Below are 15,179 nucleotides of genomic sequence, written 5' to 3'. Positions count from 1 at the left end.
GACTGATAGCTAATTATTAATTCGTATTATTTAACATTTATGTTGTTTATAATAATTAGAAATAAATAAGCTGCAGCGCAGACTCACATTGATTCCAAAAATTCGACGAACATTCTCAGCTTCTTCGCCCGCTCCTCCGATGTTCTGCGGCCCACCATCTCGAGGAACTCTTCCTTGTGTTCAGGCCGAAGGCAGGTCATGCTCTCTTCGCCGTTCTCCGCCAGGCAGAGGAGATAGTCAAGTTCTTCGTCCGTCAGGCGCTCGATTCTCTGCCGAAAGTCTTCTCTGGACTTAGCATAGTGCATAGAAATGGGCGGCAGGATAGACCTGTATCTTCTACCCGAGCCGGCGCAGATACCGTTATCGCAAAGCTCGGGGGCGAGCTTTTGCAGAATCTGCCAGTCGAGGTCTGTGAGTTCTCTGGACATGAGTTTACCTTTGGTGTGAGTATATTGTGTGGATATAATTCCACGGGCCGGGGATGTCCTCCTTTTGCTGCAGATCAGGATCGATCGTCTGGACGTAATGGTGGTCGATACTGAATATTCAGCAAATTTGGGGCCCGGCCGCGAGTTTTTATGCTACTCCTATCTAAGCGTGTTACGTACATATTATTTATCTATCGTCCTTACTGAATCGTTTTATACGTGTACCCGTACCATTTACACGAAGTATAGTCGTTACTGAAACGTTTTGGACATTCGTCATTTAAATCCTCTCTGGCCTCCGGTTCCTCACTATACTCCTCTCTGATCTCCTGACCTCTGACCTCTCCCCGAGATCGTTCTCTCTGATCTCCGGGGCCTCCGAAACCTCACTGTTGCCCGGCTTGCGTATCCGTACCATGGAAAATGTGAGGTTGGGGAGTGCCCGGAGGTCCGGGAGACTTTTTTTCAAACTGGGAGGTCAGAGAGGTCAGGAGGTCTGAGAGGAGGAAGGTGAGGGGCCGGAGGATTGGAGAGGAAAAATCGGCTATCAGAAATCGCCTGTTGAACGCCTGCGAATGCAGGCGTTCTCAAGGCGAATATCCGGCAAATGAACTGTCCAAAAAGTTACAGGAAAGACCATACCCGAAGTACTCGAATCACTCAAAGTTCGATAATAACGGCATGCTAGAAAATGATCTTATCGTAAAACTTCGTGTACTTTGTGTACCTTGTGTACTTTGTGTAAACGGTACCTGACTGTCCTAAAAGTTTTAAGAATAACTCGCTTATGAAAAGTGGGTTTTCAAGCAGGGGATACGAAAAATTGAACTGGCTCGGCCACTGGAGTCCTCGGTTTTAATTCGCAAAGGTGCAGGGGCGCAAGGGCGCAAAGGTTTTCTGATTAGACTTTGCGTCGTTGCGTCGTTGCGCCGACGCGACCGAAGGGTCGAATCCTTGCATATTGCGAACTAAATACAAGGCGGCCCGGCGCCGACGACATCCACATTTTTCATCGGACTATTATCTTGCTAGGCGCCATGTGTAAAAGATCAATAAAAGGAAAAACGTTTTTAGTTGAAGAGGGTTGACGTTTTTACTTGCTTTGAGGGTATATTTGAGGGTAGTACTTATTTTTTGAGGGTAGTACTTTACTTATCCATTTGCTTATTTTGAGGGTAGTACTCAATTCTTATTTTGAGGGTAGTACTCAATTCTTTTTTTGAGGGTAGTGCGGCGGAGGGTATGCCGCCGCATCAATAGCCATCACCACCCGGGTGATGGGGAGGGTAATGGATAAGGTGAGGGTTACGTCACGGTAGATGTTATGTACTCGACGCACGTTCCGGGTCGCCAGGCATTGTTGTCTGGCATATCTGATCTTATGCGCCGGGTAAATCGAGCCGAAGGCTCCATCTACCGTACCAATCCCATCCCTGCAAAAAGAACATTCTCGGGAGCGTTTTTATAATTTACCTGCGGATTAAAAGTTTATCTTTCCATGGCGGCGCCAATCTTTCGAAACTATGCCTGCGCTGCCCGATACACTTTTTCCTTAAAATCTGTGCCGTCAGGATATATTTTATCGAAACGTGTGCTCCTGAAATATGAATTTTCGAGACATATATGGCTATGATATGATTTTTCAAGACATGTGCTGGCGTGCCAGCGGTATGATGACAGTTACGTCCGCAAGATAAAATGGCAGACGCACTGCTATCCTAAGCAAGCTAAAAACGTAAGCTTGAGTTGCTGGTGTTGGCAGGGTAAAAAGAAAAGCCCCGGGCGCTGCCAGCCCGGATTAGGCTGAGCCCGCTGTGCTGTTCAGGAATTTGTTACTGTAGTAGCGCGTTCGCCCGTCATGCCATCGTAGCTCTGGTATACCATCTGCGTCCTGGGACCTTCAGGCGTCATCACTGTCTTCGTATAGGACCTCTGCGATGTGACCGGGCTGCGGAAGAGCCCGAATCCTCCGAACGGCAGGCCTATCCCCGACGACAGCGACAGATCGCTGAGGGGCGAAATCGTCTTCTCTATCTTCGTCGTCGTCCCGGGCTGATCGTAGCGGTCCCCGAACGAAAACGCGTCCAGGTCAAACTTCGGCATGCTGAACAGTGATGCCGATACCGGCACAAGAATCATCGCCAGCACTCCTATCACCAGCACCGGCATAAAATAACTCGCACACTTCACCCTCATCTGATACCCTCCTGATATAGAGACGTGTGATAACGTCTCAGGACGTGTGATCGCGTCTTATGACGTGTAATCACGTCCTCTAACTACCCTTTATCGTCTTCGACACGCGGGGTTAAAACAGTTTACCGAAAAAGGGGCGAGCCGATCTGATCGTTGTCCGGTTCTATAAGCCTTCGACCTTGATCTTCCCGGAGCTTCCGATCACGTCGAAGGTGGTCCTGTCGTTGACTCTCCTGAACTCCAGGTTCAGGCTTTCTTTACCCATGCGCAGGTTTTTCACGGTGACGTACTTGAGCCAGTGGGGGAGCGTAGGTTTCACGTATAATACCCCGTTGGGAGCGTCCGGGTATAGCCCGAGCATGGTCTGAATGAAGAGGATGATGCTGCCTGAAGCCCAGGCCTGCGGGCTGCATGTGGAGTGGTAAATGATCGGAGCCTTGCCCTCCTCTCGCTTGTAGCCGCAGAAGAGCTCTGGCAACCTGTAGTCGAAGTGCTTGCTGGCCTCTATCAGGCTGGTGATGATCATGTTCGCCTCGTCGGCAAAACCGTAGTTCTTGAGGCCCCAGGCGACCAGAGAATTGTCGTGCGGCCAGATGGATCCGTCATGATAGCTCTGGGGATCGTAGGCTTTTTCGCTGGAGGCCAGAGTGCGTAAGCCCCACCCGGAGTACATGTCCTCCTGCATGAACCGCTTTGCCATGGCTTCTGCCTTATTCCCCTCTATGAGCCCTGACCACAGGCAGTGGCCCGGGTTGGTGGTGATCGAGTCGACAAGCCTCTTATCCTTGTCCATCGCCTCGGCGAAGAAGCCTTTGTCGGCCATCCAGAACTGGTCGTTGAACTTCGCCTTGAGCTCGGAAGCCTTGCTTTTCATCAGCCTTGCCAGGTCGCTGTCCGGGTACAGTTCGGCAAACCTGAGCCGGGCGTCATACGTGTACCCCTGCACCTCCGAGAGGGCGATAGGCGCATCTGCCAGCCGGCCGTCGCTGAATACGATGGAGTCGTGGGAGTCCTTCCAGCCCTGGTTGACCAGGCCCAGCTTTTCAGACATCCTTATGTACTCGACGTAGCCGTCCTTGTCCAGGTCTCCATAGTTATCGATCCAGAGCGCAGCCTGCTCTGCCCCGCCCCTGAGATCGGATACCAGCGTCTGGTCCCCCATCCAGCGGTTGGATTCCGAGAGCAGGATCAGGTATAGCAGCGTCGCGTCGATGGTACCATAGTAAGGCGTATGCGGGATGTGGTGCAGGTTGGCCAGCTCCCCTTCCCGGATCTCGTGCAGTATCTTCCCGGGCTGCTCGTCCGTCCACGTATCGACCTTGTTCCCCTGGTAGATCGTCAGGAACTGGAGCGTGGACTGGGCGAGCGTCGGGTTGAGCATCAGCGTCTGCAGGCTCGTGATGATGCTGTCCCTGCCGAAGATGGTGTCGTACCATGGTATGCCGGCGGCCGGCACGAGCAGGCCTTTCTTGGTGTTGATGATCAGCGATCGCAGGTCCAGGATGCACGTCTCGATGACGCTGTTCATCACGTCGCTGTCGGTGGAGATCTGGGTCAGCTGCTTTTGCCACTGGCCGTACGATTCCTCGATCTCTTTCTTGGCCACGCCGTATTCCTGCCTCATCACCGGAACGCCGCCCAGCGTCATGACCACTTCGATGTCGATCTCCCTCGTCTCGTAGGGTTCGACGTCGACGTTGAAGATGGCGGTGTCCCAGTAGATCTCAGGAGCAGGCTTAAAGTAGAATTCAGTGCGACGGATGACGTTGTCCAGGCCCTCGTAGCGCAGGATGATGTTCTTTCCCTCATCGCCCTCGATTAGCGCCCGGAGACCCCGTCGCATGGGGTTTATGCCTTTGACTTCGAAGATGTCTCTGAAGTCCGTGTCGTACGATAGCTCAAGGCTAAGCTTCACAGGGAAGCTGTTGGTATTTTTCACGAACAGCTTCTCGTAGAAGTTCGTGCTTATGAACATGGTCCGGAGAATGTGGAGTGTGCCCTCCGGCACGACGTTCCCGTCCGTGCCCTTCAGCTCCGGGTTGGTCAACGATATGTTGGCGATATACCCCCGGCGGGTGAAGCTCAGCGGCACCAGGTCCCTGTCGTTGACTTTCAGGATATACTTGTTCAGGTACCTGGTGTCAGAGCGGAACAGGCCTAGCGGGGTGCCTCTCGGCACATTACCCACGTTATCGGTGACCATAAAGGTCGTGCCTTCGTTGATGACGATCGTATCGTTCATAAGTGGGACCCGTTACTGTTTCGCTAAATCCTGGACTGGCCAGCGAAATCCGTGCCGAGGCCCTTGTTGCCTGCGCCCGGCTTAATCACCGTGTCCATACGGTCGACCTTCTCTACGATGCTGGCGTTGACCAGCCGGTTGTACAGGTCTTCCATCTTCAAGGCCATCTTTTTAGAGTCAAACCTCTCCAGCGCAAGTTCTCTGCCGTTATTACCGAGGTATTCAGCATGGTCAGGGTTACTGAGGAGGTGGTCGATATGCCGGGCCAGTTCCTCACTGAGTGATTCGCTGACGTCTAGCACGATGCCATTGATGCTGTGCTGCGTGCTCTCGACCAGGCCGCCGCTTCGGGTAACTATGACTGGCTTGCCACAGGCCATGCCCTCTACTGGCGCAATGCCGAACGCCTCGCCCTGGGGTGTGATCGTCGGGTAGAGGATGACGTCGGCAGCCTGCATGTACAGTGGCATCTCTTCGCCGCTGGCCGCCACGAAAAGCATGTTATCGCCTACCTTCAGGTCGCTGATCATAGAATTGATACAGGTCCGGAAGGCGGGCCTCTCGTTCTCGAAGTCCACCGAGTCACCGTTACCGCTGACAATTAGGCATATGTCCGGGTACTTCTCTATCAGTCGGGACACGGCTTCGATGCTGTGCAGCGTTCCCTTTGATTTGCAGGCTCTGGCAGGGTGGAAAATCACCTTCCGCCCGGCAAGTCCGAACCTGGCTTTAGCTGCATCCTTGTCTGTAGGTACGCAGTACTTGTTAAGGTCGACACCATGGTAGTGGACCTCGACTTTGTCCTGAGGCAGCATCGAGTGGAAAATACACGGGCTCTTCATAAAGTAGCTGACTGCCACGATCTTATCCCACTTAATATCCCGCATCAAATGCTTGCAGAGGTCATCTTCCCAGTAATTGTGGATGGTCAGCACTATCGGTATGCCGTACTTCTTCGCCAGCTCGTCGAGGCATTCGGCGTGATCAGGTATGAAGTAGTGGAAATTGTGAGCGTGGATGACCTCGGGGTTTTCCTTGAGGATAAACCGCTCCATCATATCGTACACTTTCTCGTACCGGCCGGAGACCGGGGCTTTCTTCTGGAGGTATTCCAGGCTCATGTACTCATCTGACGTGATTCTGATCCAGTCGTAGGATGAATCGTCTCTCTCGGGATGGGGTGCGGTCAGTAGCGATATCTCGTGCCCTCGCCTCGCCAGTTCCTCATAAAGGTAAACAAGATGGGACTCGACACCCCCTACTACAGGGGGGAATGCCCAGTGCATAACGCTAATTTTCATGATATCGACCAAACCAAATTATATTTTAAGTTTTTTAAATCTAATCTCTATTAAAAACAGCATTAGTTACGGGCGCCCACCTTTTTAACACTGCCCTCCTGGAGTAGCTTAACCGATGGCCGAGCCTCCTGCCATAGGGGGCATAATCGTGACCGTGTCACCTCCGGTAAGCCGGGTATCCAGCCCGTCCAGCGAGCGTATTTCCCGGCTGTTGACAAAGACTGCCAGATACTCGTTCATCCGGCCGGTCCTGGGGTCGTAGATCGCCTTCTCAAACCCCTGCCTGCCGAACTGTGACAGCTCTGCGAACAGGTCCCTCATCGTCATGCCCGGGCGAAACTGGAACTCCAGGGACTTGCGATCGAGCACGTCTGATGAGTAACCTACGATTATGACCCGGACAACCTCCGGGCTAAGCTGCTCTTGCAGTCTCAACCGGGCCTCCCTCTCCGTACAGGATGTCGATCACGAAATCGAGGCCGAGCGAGCGGAGCTTTTCTTTCGTGGGCACGCCGTTATCGTCCCAGCCGCAGAGCTCATAGTACCTGCCGATCATCTCCTCGATCTTCGCTACATTGCCCTTTGCGAGGCCATCTTTCAGCGGCTCGGTGTTAAACCGCTTCGGCAGCACGTCTTCCCTGCGCCCGAAGCCCTCCCTCGAGTAGAACGCCCTGGCCAGATTGATGGCACGCTCGCCTATATCCAGGAACTCCTGCAGGTCGTAGCCGAAACCGGTTGCAGCGTTGACCAGCATCAGGAAATCGTTTTCCAGGTTCAGTTCGTTAGCGACGAATCTGCAGACACAGATGCAGTCAAGGATCGCCGAGTCAGCATCGTCTCGCTTGATGAGAGCGGGCTTGTCCTCCGTACTGAACGGGTCGGTACGCTCCCCCGAGGTGAGCCACTCTTTGTTAAACACCCACGGCTTCAGGTGATCGGCGCCTCGTATTCCCCGGGCGTACGACAGAGCGGTACCCTGGCCGCTTCTCGGGTCGTAAGCGGGCATTTCCTGGCCTTTGGTGTGGGCGGCAAAGTCGGCGCTGCCCTGGCCGATCTCTTCGGCGGCTCGCCTGACGCCGTTGGACGCCAGCCTGCCCAGCTCTCCCTCCCCCTTGCCCGCAGCATGTATTGCAGCCATCCACGCCTCCTTGTTGCCGAACCGGAGGTCGAGCCCGTTGGTCATGTCCTTGCCGATGAGGCCCTTTTCATAGCACTCCATGAGGAACGCTATCGTGTTTCCCAGCGAAATCGTGTCCATCCCGTAGCCGTCGATGATGTAGTCTGCGAGAGATATCGCCTTGATATCGCTGATGCCGCAGTTGGATCCCAGCAGGGCGGTTGTCTCATACTCCGGGCCGTCATCGATCTTACCTTCATACCCGGGAGCGTCAAGCACGTGGAAGTGGGTACACTTGATGGTACAATTCCAGCACGGATGCCAGTTCCTGCCGTCGTTCCACAGCTCTTTTCGCATGGCTTCGCCGTCGATCTTCTCGGCTTCCTCGAACTGTCCCGTCTGGAAGTTCCTGGTCGGCAGCCCTCCCGCGGCATTTACGCCAAGAAGGATGTTGGGCGTTCCCCTGTACCTGAGGGCATCGGAGGTAACCGGGTTCTTATTGAGCCGCATGTTCTGCTCTTTTACCAGGGTCATGAACTCCTTCTGCATGGCAAGCTGCGGTCTCTTGCTGCCGAGGACGGAGATCGCTTTCAGGTTCTTGGAGCCCATGACTGCGCCTACCCCGCCTCGAGCAGCAGCGCGTGCGTCCGCAATGATTGCCGCCAGCAGGGCCATTCGTTCTCCGGCCTGGCCGATACTGAGCACTTTGATCGGCCTGGGGGTCTTTCCCTGCAGCTCCTTTATCCGCTCAGTGGTCTCCCACGTGTCCATCCCCCACAGCTCAGCAGCATCCAGGAACTCTACTTTGTCGTCTGTAATATGCATGCGGACCGGGGCCTTCGACTTCCCTTCGAGGATGATGCCGTCGTAGCCGGCGAAGCGAAGCTCCGGCCCCCAGAACCCGCCGCCGTAAGAGTCGGTAAACGAGCCTGTCAGCGGCGACTTAGTGGCAGCGACAAACCGGTTTCCGGTCGGCGCCGGCGTTCCGGTCAGTACGCCCGTAAACAGGTACAGGATGTTCTCAGGCGACAGCGGATCTGTATTCCTCTTGATCTCCCTGATCGCGTAGTGTGCAGCAAGCGCTTTACCTCCCAGGGTGGCTCTGGCCACGTCTTCCGCAACGTCTTCCACAGCGTAGGTATGATCTGTCAGGTTAACCCGCAGTAATTTACCCCAGAGCCCTTTCATGCGAACAGCTCCTCGCCAATGCCGGCATTCCTCAGGTGATCCTCCACGACTATCCGCTCGGCATCCGTCAGCTCCTGCAGTGGAGCCCTGACATGGCCTGCGGGGAATCCCTGTAGCGTCAGCGCATACTTAATCGCAGCCGGGAAGGTGCCGACCTGCATCGCCCGGATCGCGTGATCCAGCGACTTCTGCAGCTCGAACGCCCTGTCGTACTTCTTGTTAGTCAGCGCCCGGTACATCTCGGCACAGATGTGGGGAGCTATGCATGCGCTGCCTATAGCCATACCTTTAGCCCCTAGCGCAATGCCTGAGCTGACCAGGCTGTCCATGCCCACCAGCACTGAGAAGTTCTTAGGCGATCTCAGGATAAACTCGGAGAGCTTCGCTGCATCCCCCTCGCTATCCTTGAGCCCCACGATCCTGTCGTCCCGGGCGAACTCATCGAGAATGTCCGGCGACATCCTGTTACCCGCAAAAGAAGGTATATTATAGGCGATGACGGGAAAGTCGACGGCTTCTGCGATGGAAAGATAATGCCGGGCGATACCTTCCTGGGACGGGTGGAAAAAGTACGGCTCTACTGCGACAACCGCATCGGCCCCCGCGTCCCTGACATACTTTGCCAGCTGGATCGTCTCCCTCGTAGACGCCGAGCCGGCGTTGATGATAAGCTCAATCTTTTTCGCCGCGCCGACTACTATATCGACGACCGCCCTGCGCTCCGCCTCGTTCATGAGGGCGAACTCTCCCGCCGTACCCATGACCAGCAGGCCGTTGATTCCCGACTCCTCGAAATGGGTGACCAGCTCGCTCAGCAGGCCGCCATCCAGGTCTCCGTTACGCTTGAATGGCGTAGGCATGGCCCCATAGACTCCCCTGGGATGATACATGACGTAAAATGCCTCCGAATTCTACGTTCAGGTTGGATTCGGCACAACAAATACGTTAGGCGGGTAAAAAACGGCCGAAATCGGCCTGCTTCGCAGGCCTAAAAAGCGTAAGCGATCTATCAGGAAGACAATCTCATTTTCCGCGCAGCGGCCAGCATGCGCTGGTATTCGACGAGGGGGAATGACAGATCTGCAGGCAGCTCGTCGAAAAGGCGTACTTCGGCGATCTCTTTCGCGTTGGGGACGGTCTCGGTTTTGGGCCCGAGGTCGCCGAGGTAGACCAGCCCGTCTTCCTCGTGCTCGAGGACTCTGAGGTCGTGCACCTCGTACCCGGTCTCTTCCCGGAACTCCCTGGCGGCTCCCAGCTCTGGTGCTTCCCCCGGCTCCAGCTTGCCGCCGGGCATTTCCCAGGCACGGCGGGCGTGCCGGACCATCAGAAACTGTTCGCCCGAGAACGCGATGACATAGACATAGCTAACTACCATCTATCTGCTGCCTTCCAGTATAAGCGTAAAATTTAGAAGGGGACTTTGGTGTTAGCCAGCGTCCACTCGACGATGCCCGCGTACTTCTCCTTCAGGCTGTACTCGTACTTTGCATCATACGAGTTCTTGTGGGCGTGGAGAATGCCCAGCTTGGAGTGAATGACGCCAAGCATTGCGGTAACCTGCTTCAGCGTGATCGCGAAGTTGCGCTCGATCAGGATCCGGTGGAGCGTGTCAGCAGTCAGCTTCTTGAGCTTGACGAATGCGTGCAACACGGTCCTGCGAATGCCGCTCACATCTGACTTGAGATACTCATCCAGACGCTTAGTGATCTCATTAACGATAAAATCCATTTCTATCCCTACCAATATACCCTAATGATCATTTATCACATGGTCATATTTAACTCTTTCTTAACAAGCAATTAATCAACTATAGAATATATTAAAAGTCTATAGATTTAGACGTGCCAGAAACTGCCCGATTTATCGGACGCAATTCTAAAAATTTTTTTATCGCAGGCTTAAAATTTTCGACAGCGATAATAAAATATGCGATGCGGCTACCGGGAATTGAACCCGGACTTCGAGCTTGGGAAGCTCATGTCATAGCCACTAGACCATAGCCGCGCATGAAAAAGCCAGACTGGCAGATGATTTAAACGCGTTTTTTCTATATGTATCTTTTGGAATAACGGGCATGTACGATGCAGGTATTCCTGAGTTTACCGCAGCATAACCGGTATACTGCCGGACTATCTCAGCAGTCTCATGATATCCTCGCATATCCTTGCCGGACTTTTGCTCCCTGATGTGACGCCTCTTCGGGCCCGCGATCTCGTGCAGACAGCGGTGCCTGCAGATATTCGATGTAGCCTGTCGAGCAGGGGGGCGACCCCCTTTTCAGTCCCTTTACCCGCGACGATCGCGATCCTGAGCCTGAATCTGCCGGCCCTGTCGGGGCACAGGAATATCACTTTGTCCACGAGAGCTCTGGCTTCTATAGCCGCAGCGGTCACAGCGGCATATTCCTGGTCACCCGCCAGTATGGCCGTCCGTATCCCGATGACCTCCCTGAGAAAATACTCGATGAGCTTCGAGTGGTACGCATGGTCCCGGGTTTCGTCAGACTTCATCATACTCTCGATATCCAGAGAATATACGAAACTGGTGCCCGCAAGGCACTCGAAAAGATACCGCCAAGCGTAAGAGCCATATATCGGCGAGATGCCGGCGGTGATCAGCAGAGGCTTCCCATAGCCCCTGACCCTGTACTCGCAGCGCCGGCCCTCGAAGGCGAAACTCCCGATGTAATCACCGTTCGCGTCCTCCCGAAGCATAGAGACCTATCCAGTGCTCCGGGGAAAAATGTTTGGCACGACAGACGCGTCAGATGCGGGAAACGCCTCGCTACTGTTTGATCCGGCGCTGGCTGATCTTTCGCTTGACCAGCAGGGCAGTCGTACGTACGTGGAATACGGGAGAGGAGCACCGGCCGAAGGCGACGGTCTGTCTCTTCAGGATCGCTTCCCGCAGGTCCGACCCCTCTTCGAGAAGCGTGTAGGCGTTGCCGATCTCCGCTCCGAAGTGGGCGTCGCTGCCGCCAGTCTTAGCCTTGCCGTAGTTGTTCGAATACGCGTCGGCGGCATCGTTATATCTGTTGAAGACGCACCGGGCGTTGATCACCTCTACCCCGTCAATGAGCGGCGCATCGTTTTCCCTGAGCCAGAAGGCAGAGCTCCGCATGCTGTCGAACGGGTGGGGCACTATGGCAACTCCTCCCTGCGCCTTGATCTCCTCGATCACGGCAGTGTGCTCCCGGGCTTTGATATCCTCTGTGAGAAACAGCCCGATCACATCGCCCCTGTCCGTTTTTACCTCGCACCCGCAGATGACGTCGATGCCTTCGGGCTTCAGCTTGACAGCCTCCATACCTCCCCTGATGGTGTCATGATCGGTGATGGCAATCCCGTCCAGGCCTCGTTTTTTCGCTATCTTAAGGAGGTCCCTGACGTCCATGATCCCGTCTTTGGAGTACCGGGAATGAGAGTGCAGGTCGTACTTCAGCATGATTTGCCCTTCTTTTAATACACCTGTCTGCTGATCGACTAAATATCTTTCCGGGTGGCCTGATGGCCCCGAAGAGCGCTGACACGATAAAAGCGGCATTCTGCCGGTCTGCCTGTACCTTTAAAAGTTAACAAAAACTACGAACTAAAAAACTAAGAGGGGCCATCAGGCCCCTCACATGAAGCCGCCCATTCCGGGTGGCATGCCGCCGCCCATGCGGCCGGCTGCAAGCTGCCTCTTTGCCTGCTGCTTTGCTTCGGAGATCGTCTGCTCGCTCGGACCTCCCGAGGCGATTACATCGTCAATGCGCAGGATCATGACAGCGGCTTCGGCTGCGGAGCCCACTGCCTGGGTCTTGACCCTGAGCGGCTCGATGATGCCGGCTGCGAGCATGTCGATCGGCTTGCCCTCGTAGACGTTCAGGCCGAAATTCTTGCCATTCTTAGCCTCGTGCTTGCTGCGCAGGCTGACGAGCATGTCGATGGGGTCGAGACCGGCGTTCTCGGCAAGCGTCCTGGGGATGATCTCCATGGCGTTCGCAAACGACTCGATGGCCAGCTGCTCTCTGCCGCCGATTGTGGACGCATACTGCTTCAGCCGGAGGCTGAGCTCTATCTCAGGTGCCCCGCCGGCGGGGACGACCTTTCCGTCCTCCACTACGACACTTACTACCCTGATGGCGTCATGTAATGCCCGCTCCAGCTCGTCCATCACGGTGGCCGTGCCGGCACGGACGAACAGAGTGACGGCCTTCGGGTTCTTGCACTCCTCGACGAAGGTCAGCGATTCGTCGCCGCTCACCTTGCGCTCTTCGACGATGCCTGCGTAGCCGAGGTCCTTCGGGTCGATCTCCTCGATCTTGGTCACGATCCTGGCGCCCGTAGCCCTGGATAGCTTTTTCATGTCCGACTCGGAGACGCTCTTGATGGCGAAGATGCCTTTCTTGCCCAGGTGGCTGGCTACCAGGTCGTCCATTCCCTTCTGGCAGAAGAGCACGTTGGCACCGCTCTTGCTTATTGCCTCCACGTTCTTCAGAAGCATGGCCTCTTCCTGCTCCAGGAAGGTCTTCATCTGCTGCGGGCTCTTGATCTTGATAGATGCGTCGACCTGTGTCTTTTTGATCTCCATCGACGCGTTGAGCAGCAGAATCTTAGCTTTCGAGACAGCCTTCGGCATGTTCTCGACAACCCTGGTCTTGCCCAGGGCGATGCCCTTGATGAGCTGTGAGGCCATGGCGCCGGGGCCGACCATCTTCTCGACCTTGACGTTGTCGGTGTCCACCTTGCCGGCATCTTCCACTGCCAGGACTGCGTCCACTGCCAGCTTCGAGAGCATGGCACCCTCTGCTTCCGCGCCTTTGCCGGTCATGGCGGTGAAGGCGATCTTCTCGAGCAGCTCCCTGTCTGTCTTCTCAACCGGGACAGCGATCGTCTGCAGCAGCTCCTTAGCCTTGTCCGCAGCCATCCTGTAGCCGGTAGCGATGACCGTCGGGTGGATCTGCCTGTCCATGAGATCCGAGGCCTTCCTCAACAGCTCGCCCGCGAGCACCACTGCGGTCGTCGTGCCGTCGCCTACCTCATCATCCTGGGCCCTGGCGACTTCCACGATCATCTGTGCGGCAGGGTGATCGATCTGGACTTCCCTGAGGATGGTGGCTCCATCGTTGGTCACAGTGACGTTGCCCGTAGGGTCGACAAGCATCTTGTCCATGCCCTTGGGGCCGAGAGTCGACTTGACTGCCTCAGCCACTGCTACCGCTGCCATGATATTGAATTGCTGGGCATCCCGTCCCTTGGACTGGGTGCTTCCTTCCCTGAGTATGTATACTGGCTGACCGCCAGCACCTTCGTTGGCCAAAATCATACCTCCAGAAATATGCCTGATTATGGTGCATAATTAGGATTGTACTTCTATAAATAATTTACCGCCAATGATACGAAGAATCGCCATGCTGTGGTGCCTATCTTGGAGGCGGCCTGGTGGCCGCCCCGGGGGTATCGTCTACCGTAGATGCGGTTGCCTTTAAGCGATGCCGGAAGCTAAGTATAAATAATACAACCGCAGACCATACCCACCACCATGTTCGACCAGATGCTACTATCCATCGGGCTGATCATCGCCTCCCTGATCGCCGGCGTCCTTGTAGGCTTGATTCGAAAGCAGTTCAGCGACAGGGAGAAAAAGCTGATTTCCATGGCCATGACCGGAATGGTCTTCATCCTCATCTTCCTCATGGGCGTCAAAACCGGGCTTAATAAGTCAGTTATGGAAGGCCTGGGAATCTTCGGGCTCAAGGCTCTGCTGATCACGCTCGCGGCCATAGCGGGCAGCATTCTCTTCGCCGTGCTGTTCGATAAGCTCGTGCTCAGGAGCGGGTCGAAGTGATCTGGCAGATTATAGCAGCACTGGCGCTAGGCATTACCCTTGCGGTTTTCGGGCTGATCCCTGACGCAGTCTCAGCCAGCCTCGACACGATCCTCACCGCCATGCTGTGCCTGCTTCTCTTCTTCATCGGCCTGGACCTGAGCCAGAACCGGACCGTAATAACGGAGATCCGGCGGCTGGGCGTGAAGATACTGCTGCTTCCCCTGTTCATCGCCTGCGGCAGCATCGCCGGTGGACTGGCAGCCAGCTTCGTGGTCGGCATCACTCCCGCTTACGGCATGGCCATCGGCGCGGGCTTCGGCTGGTACAGCCTCTCCGGCATCATGCTCACCACCATGGTCGGAGCAGACATCGGCACGATGGCACTTCTCTCCAACGTCTTCCGGGAGATCCTGTCGATCATGATGCTCCCGCTGGTAGTCAAGTACTTCGGCAAAATCGCCTCGGTAGCCCCCGGCGGCGCCACTACTATGGACACCACCCTGCCCTTCGTGGTCAAGTATGCCGGGAGCGAGATGAGCATCGTCGCCTTCATCAGCGGGGTAGTACTGTCAATCCTCGTCGTGTTCCTCGTGCCTGCCCTCGCCGGGCTGTGAGGGCTTTTTAACCACTGGGGCAAAGATAACCATTCACCACAGAGTGCACAGAGACGCACAGAGAACGGTTTACCACAGAGGCACAGAGAAACACAGAGACACAGACACACAGCTATTTTTATGGATAATGTAGGAGCAATCATTTAATGTGGAAATCTCTGTGCGTCTCTGTGCGTCTCTGTGGTGAAACAATCGCTCTGTGAGTCTCTGTGCACCTCTGTGTCTCTGTGGTTATATTCGAATTGGGGCACTTATTTTCCATAACATGAAAATAATACTTTC

Annotated in this window: 14 protein-coding genes and 1 tRNA gene; 2 read left to right on the top strand and 13 right to left on the bottom strand. The window is 55.1% G+C overall.

The window, feature by feature from the left end; genetic code table 11:
• Window positions 1-83: 83 nt before the first annotated feature.
• The 13 genes from RCI_RS05220 to thsA all read right to left on the bottom strand — a co-directional run bounded on the left by RCI_RS05220 (window position 84) and on the right by thsA (window position 13,779).
• Window positions 84-428, bottom strand: coding sequence for a hypothetical protein (locus RCI_RS05220; RefSeq protein WP_012035352.1), 345 nt, complete (start codon window positions 426-428; stop codon window positions 84-86).
• 1,821 nt (window positions 429-2,249) lie between these two features.
• Window positions 2,250-2,624: a hypothetical protein gene (locus RCI_RS05215; RefSeq protein WP_012035351.1), complete on the bottom strand. Its 375-nt coding sequence runs from the start codon at window positions 2,622-2,624 to the stop codon at window positions 2,250-2,252.
• Window positions 2,625-2,787: 163 nt separating this feature from the next.
• A complete protein-coding gene (locus RCI_RS05210) occupies window positions 2,788-4,866 on the bottom strand; it encodes an amylo-alpha-1,6-glucosidase (protein WP_012035350.1) in 2,079 nt (692 codons plus the stop codon).
• 23 nt (window positions 4,867-4,889) lie between these two features.
• Window positions 4,890-6,167 (bottom strand): glycosyltransferase family 4 protein, encoded by a 1,278-nt coding sequence (locus RCI_RS05205; RefSeq protein ID WP_012035349.1) that lies wholly within the window; start codon window positions 6,165-6,167, stop codon window positions 4,890-4,892.
• Window positions 6,168-6,275: 108 nt separating this feature from the next.
• Entirely contained in the window at window positions 6,276-6,602 is a 327-nt protein-coding gene (locus RCI_RS05200) for a MoaD/ThiS family protein (RefSeq protein ID WP_231844948.1), read from the bottom strand.
• Window positions 6,580-8,472: an aldehyde ferredoxin oxidoreductase family protein gene (locus tag RCI_RS05195; RefSeq protein WP_012035347.1), complete on the bottom strand. Its 1,893-nt coding sequence runs from the start codon at window positions 8,470-8,472 to the stop codon at window positions 6,580-6,582. Before RCI_RS05195 ends, RCI_RS05200 begins: the two co-directional genes overlap by 23 nt.
• Window positions 8,469-9,362, bottom strand: a complete 894-nt coding sequence (dapA, locus tag RCI_RS05190; RefSeq protein ID WP_012035346.1) for a 4-hydroxy-tetrahydrodipicolinate synthase — start codon at window positions 9,360-9,362, stop codon at window positions 8,469-8,471. The genes RCI_RS05195 and dapA overlap by 4 nt, the downstream gene beginning before the upstream one ends.
• Window positions 9,363-9,481: 119 nt before the next feature.
• Window positions 9,482-9,847: an NUDIX domain-containing protein gene (locus RCI_RS05185; RefSeq protein WP_012035345.1), complete on the bottom strand. Its 366-nt coding sequence runs from the start codon at window positions 9,845-9,847 to the stop codon at window positions 9,482-9,484.
• 32 nt (window positions 9,848-9,879) lie between these two features.
• Window positions 9,880-10,200: a DUF2551 domain-containing protein gene (locus RCI_RS05180; protein ID WP_012035344.1), complete on the bottom strand. Its 321-nt coding sequence runs from the start codon at window positions 10,198-10,200 to the stop codon at window positions 9,880-9,882.
• Between the two features lie 204 nt (window positions 10,201-10,404).
• Window positions 10,405-10,476: transfer RNA gene (locus RCI_RS05175), tRNA-Gly, on the bottom strand.
• A 125-nt stretch (window positions 10,477-10,601) separates the two neighbouring features.
• A complete protein-coding gene (locus RCI_RS05170) occupies window positions 10,602-11,186 on the bottom strand; it encodes a hypothetical protein (protein WP_012035343.1) in 585 nt (194 codons plus the stop codon).
• Window positions 11,187-11,256: 70 nt separating this feature from the next.
• Entirely contained in the window at window positions 11,257-11,916 is a 660-nt protein-coding gene (locus RCI_RS05165) for a PHP domain-containing protein (RefSeq protein WP_012035342.1), read from the bottom strand.
• 174 nt (window positions 11,917-12,090) lie between these two features.
• Window positions 12,091-13,779, bottom strand: a complete 1,689-nt coding sequence (gene thsA, locus RCI_RS05160; RefSeq protein WP_052309910.1) for a thermosome subunit alpha — start codon at window positions 13,777-13,779, stop codon at window positions 12,091-12,093.
• 216 nt (window positions 13,780-13,995) lie between these two features.
• Between thsA and RCI_RS05155 the strand changes: the two genes are divergently transcribed.
• The gene (locus RCI_RS05155; RefSeq protein ID WP_012035340.1) at window positions 13,996-14,301 is read left to right on the top strand and encodes a LysO family transporter; all 306 of its coding nucleotides are present in this window, start codon (window positions 13,996-13,998) and stop codon (window positions 14,299-14,301) included.
• Entirely contained in the window at window positions 14,298-14,897 is a 600-nt protein-coding gene (locus RCI_RS05150) for a lysine exporter LysO family protein (protein ID WP_012035339.1), read from the top strand. The genes RCI_RS05155 and RCI_RS05150 overlap by 4 nt, the downstream gene beginning before the upstream one ends.
• The last annotated feature ends 282 nt before the right edge of the window (window positions 14,898-15,179 follow it).

Origin of the sequence: Methanocella arvoryzae MRE50, assembly GCF_000063445.1 — an archaeon.
GTDB classification, from domain to species: Archaea; Halobacteriota; Methanocellia; order Methanocellales; family Methanocellaceae; genus Methanocella_A; species Methanocella_A arvoryzae.
Note: the sequence above shows the minus strand (reverse complement) of the source record. Positions and strands in the feature narration are given on the sequence as shown.

What these genes read in the sequence shown, in the direction of transcription:
- RCI_RS05220 (WP_012035352.1), bottom strand. Translation starts at nt 428, where the DNA reads ATGTCCAGAGAACTCACAGACCTCGACTGGCAGATTCTGCAAAAGCTC.
- dapA (WP_012035346.1), bottom strand. Translation starts at nt 9,362, where the DNA reads ATGTATCATCCCAGGGGAGTCTATGGGGCCATGCCTACGCCATTCAAG.
- RCI_RS05165 (WP_012035342.1), bottom strand. Translation starts at nt 11,916, where the DNA reads ATGCTGAAGTACGACCTGCACTCTCATTCCCGGTACTCCAAAGACGGG.
- RCI_RS05205 (WP_012035349.1), bottom strand. Translation starts at nt 6,167, where the DNA reads ATGAAAATTAGCGTTATGCACTGGGCATTCCCCCCTGTAGTAGGGGGT.
- RCI_RS05210 (WP_012035350.1), bottom strand. Translation starts at nt 4,866, where the DNA reads ATGAACGATACGATCGTCATCAACGAAGGCACGACCTTTATGGTCACC.
- RCI_RS05195 (WP_012035347.1), bottom strand. Translation starts at nt 8,472, where the DNA reads ATGAAAGGGCTCTGGGGTAAATTACTGCGGGTTAACCTGACAGATCAT.
- RCI_RS05180 (WP_012035344.1), bottom strand. Translation starts at nt 10,200, where the DNA reads ATGGATTTTATCGTTAATGAGATCACTAAGCGTCTGGATGAGTATCTC.
- RCI_RS05170 (WP_012035343.1), bottom strand. Translation starts at nt 11,186, where the DNA reads ATGCTTCGGGAGGACGCGAACGGTGATTACATCGGGAGTTTCGCCTTC.
- thsA (WP_052309910.1), bottom strand. Translation starts at nt 13,779, where the DNA reads ATGATTTTGGCCAACGAAGGTGCTGGCGGTCAGCCAGTATACATACTC.
- RCI_RS05185 (WP_012035345.1), bottom strand. Translation starts at nt 9,847, where the DNA reads ATGGTAGTTAGCTATGTCTATGTCATCGCGTTCTCGGGCGAACAGTTT.
- RCI_RS05215 (WP_012035351.1), bottom strand. Translation starts at nt 2,624, where the DNA reads ATGAGGGTGAAGTGTGCGAGTTATTTTATGCCGGTGCTGGTGATAGGA.
- RCI_RS05155 (WP_012035340.1), top strand. Translation starts at nt 13,996, where the DNA reads ATGTTCGACCAGATGCTACTATCCATCGGGCTGATCATCGCCTCCCTG.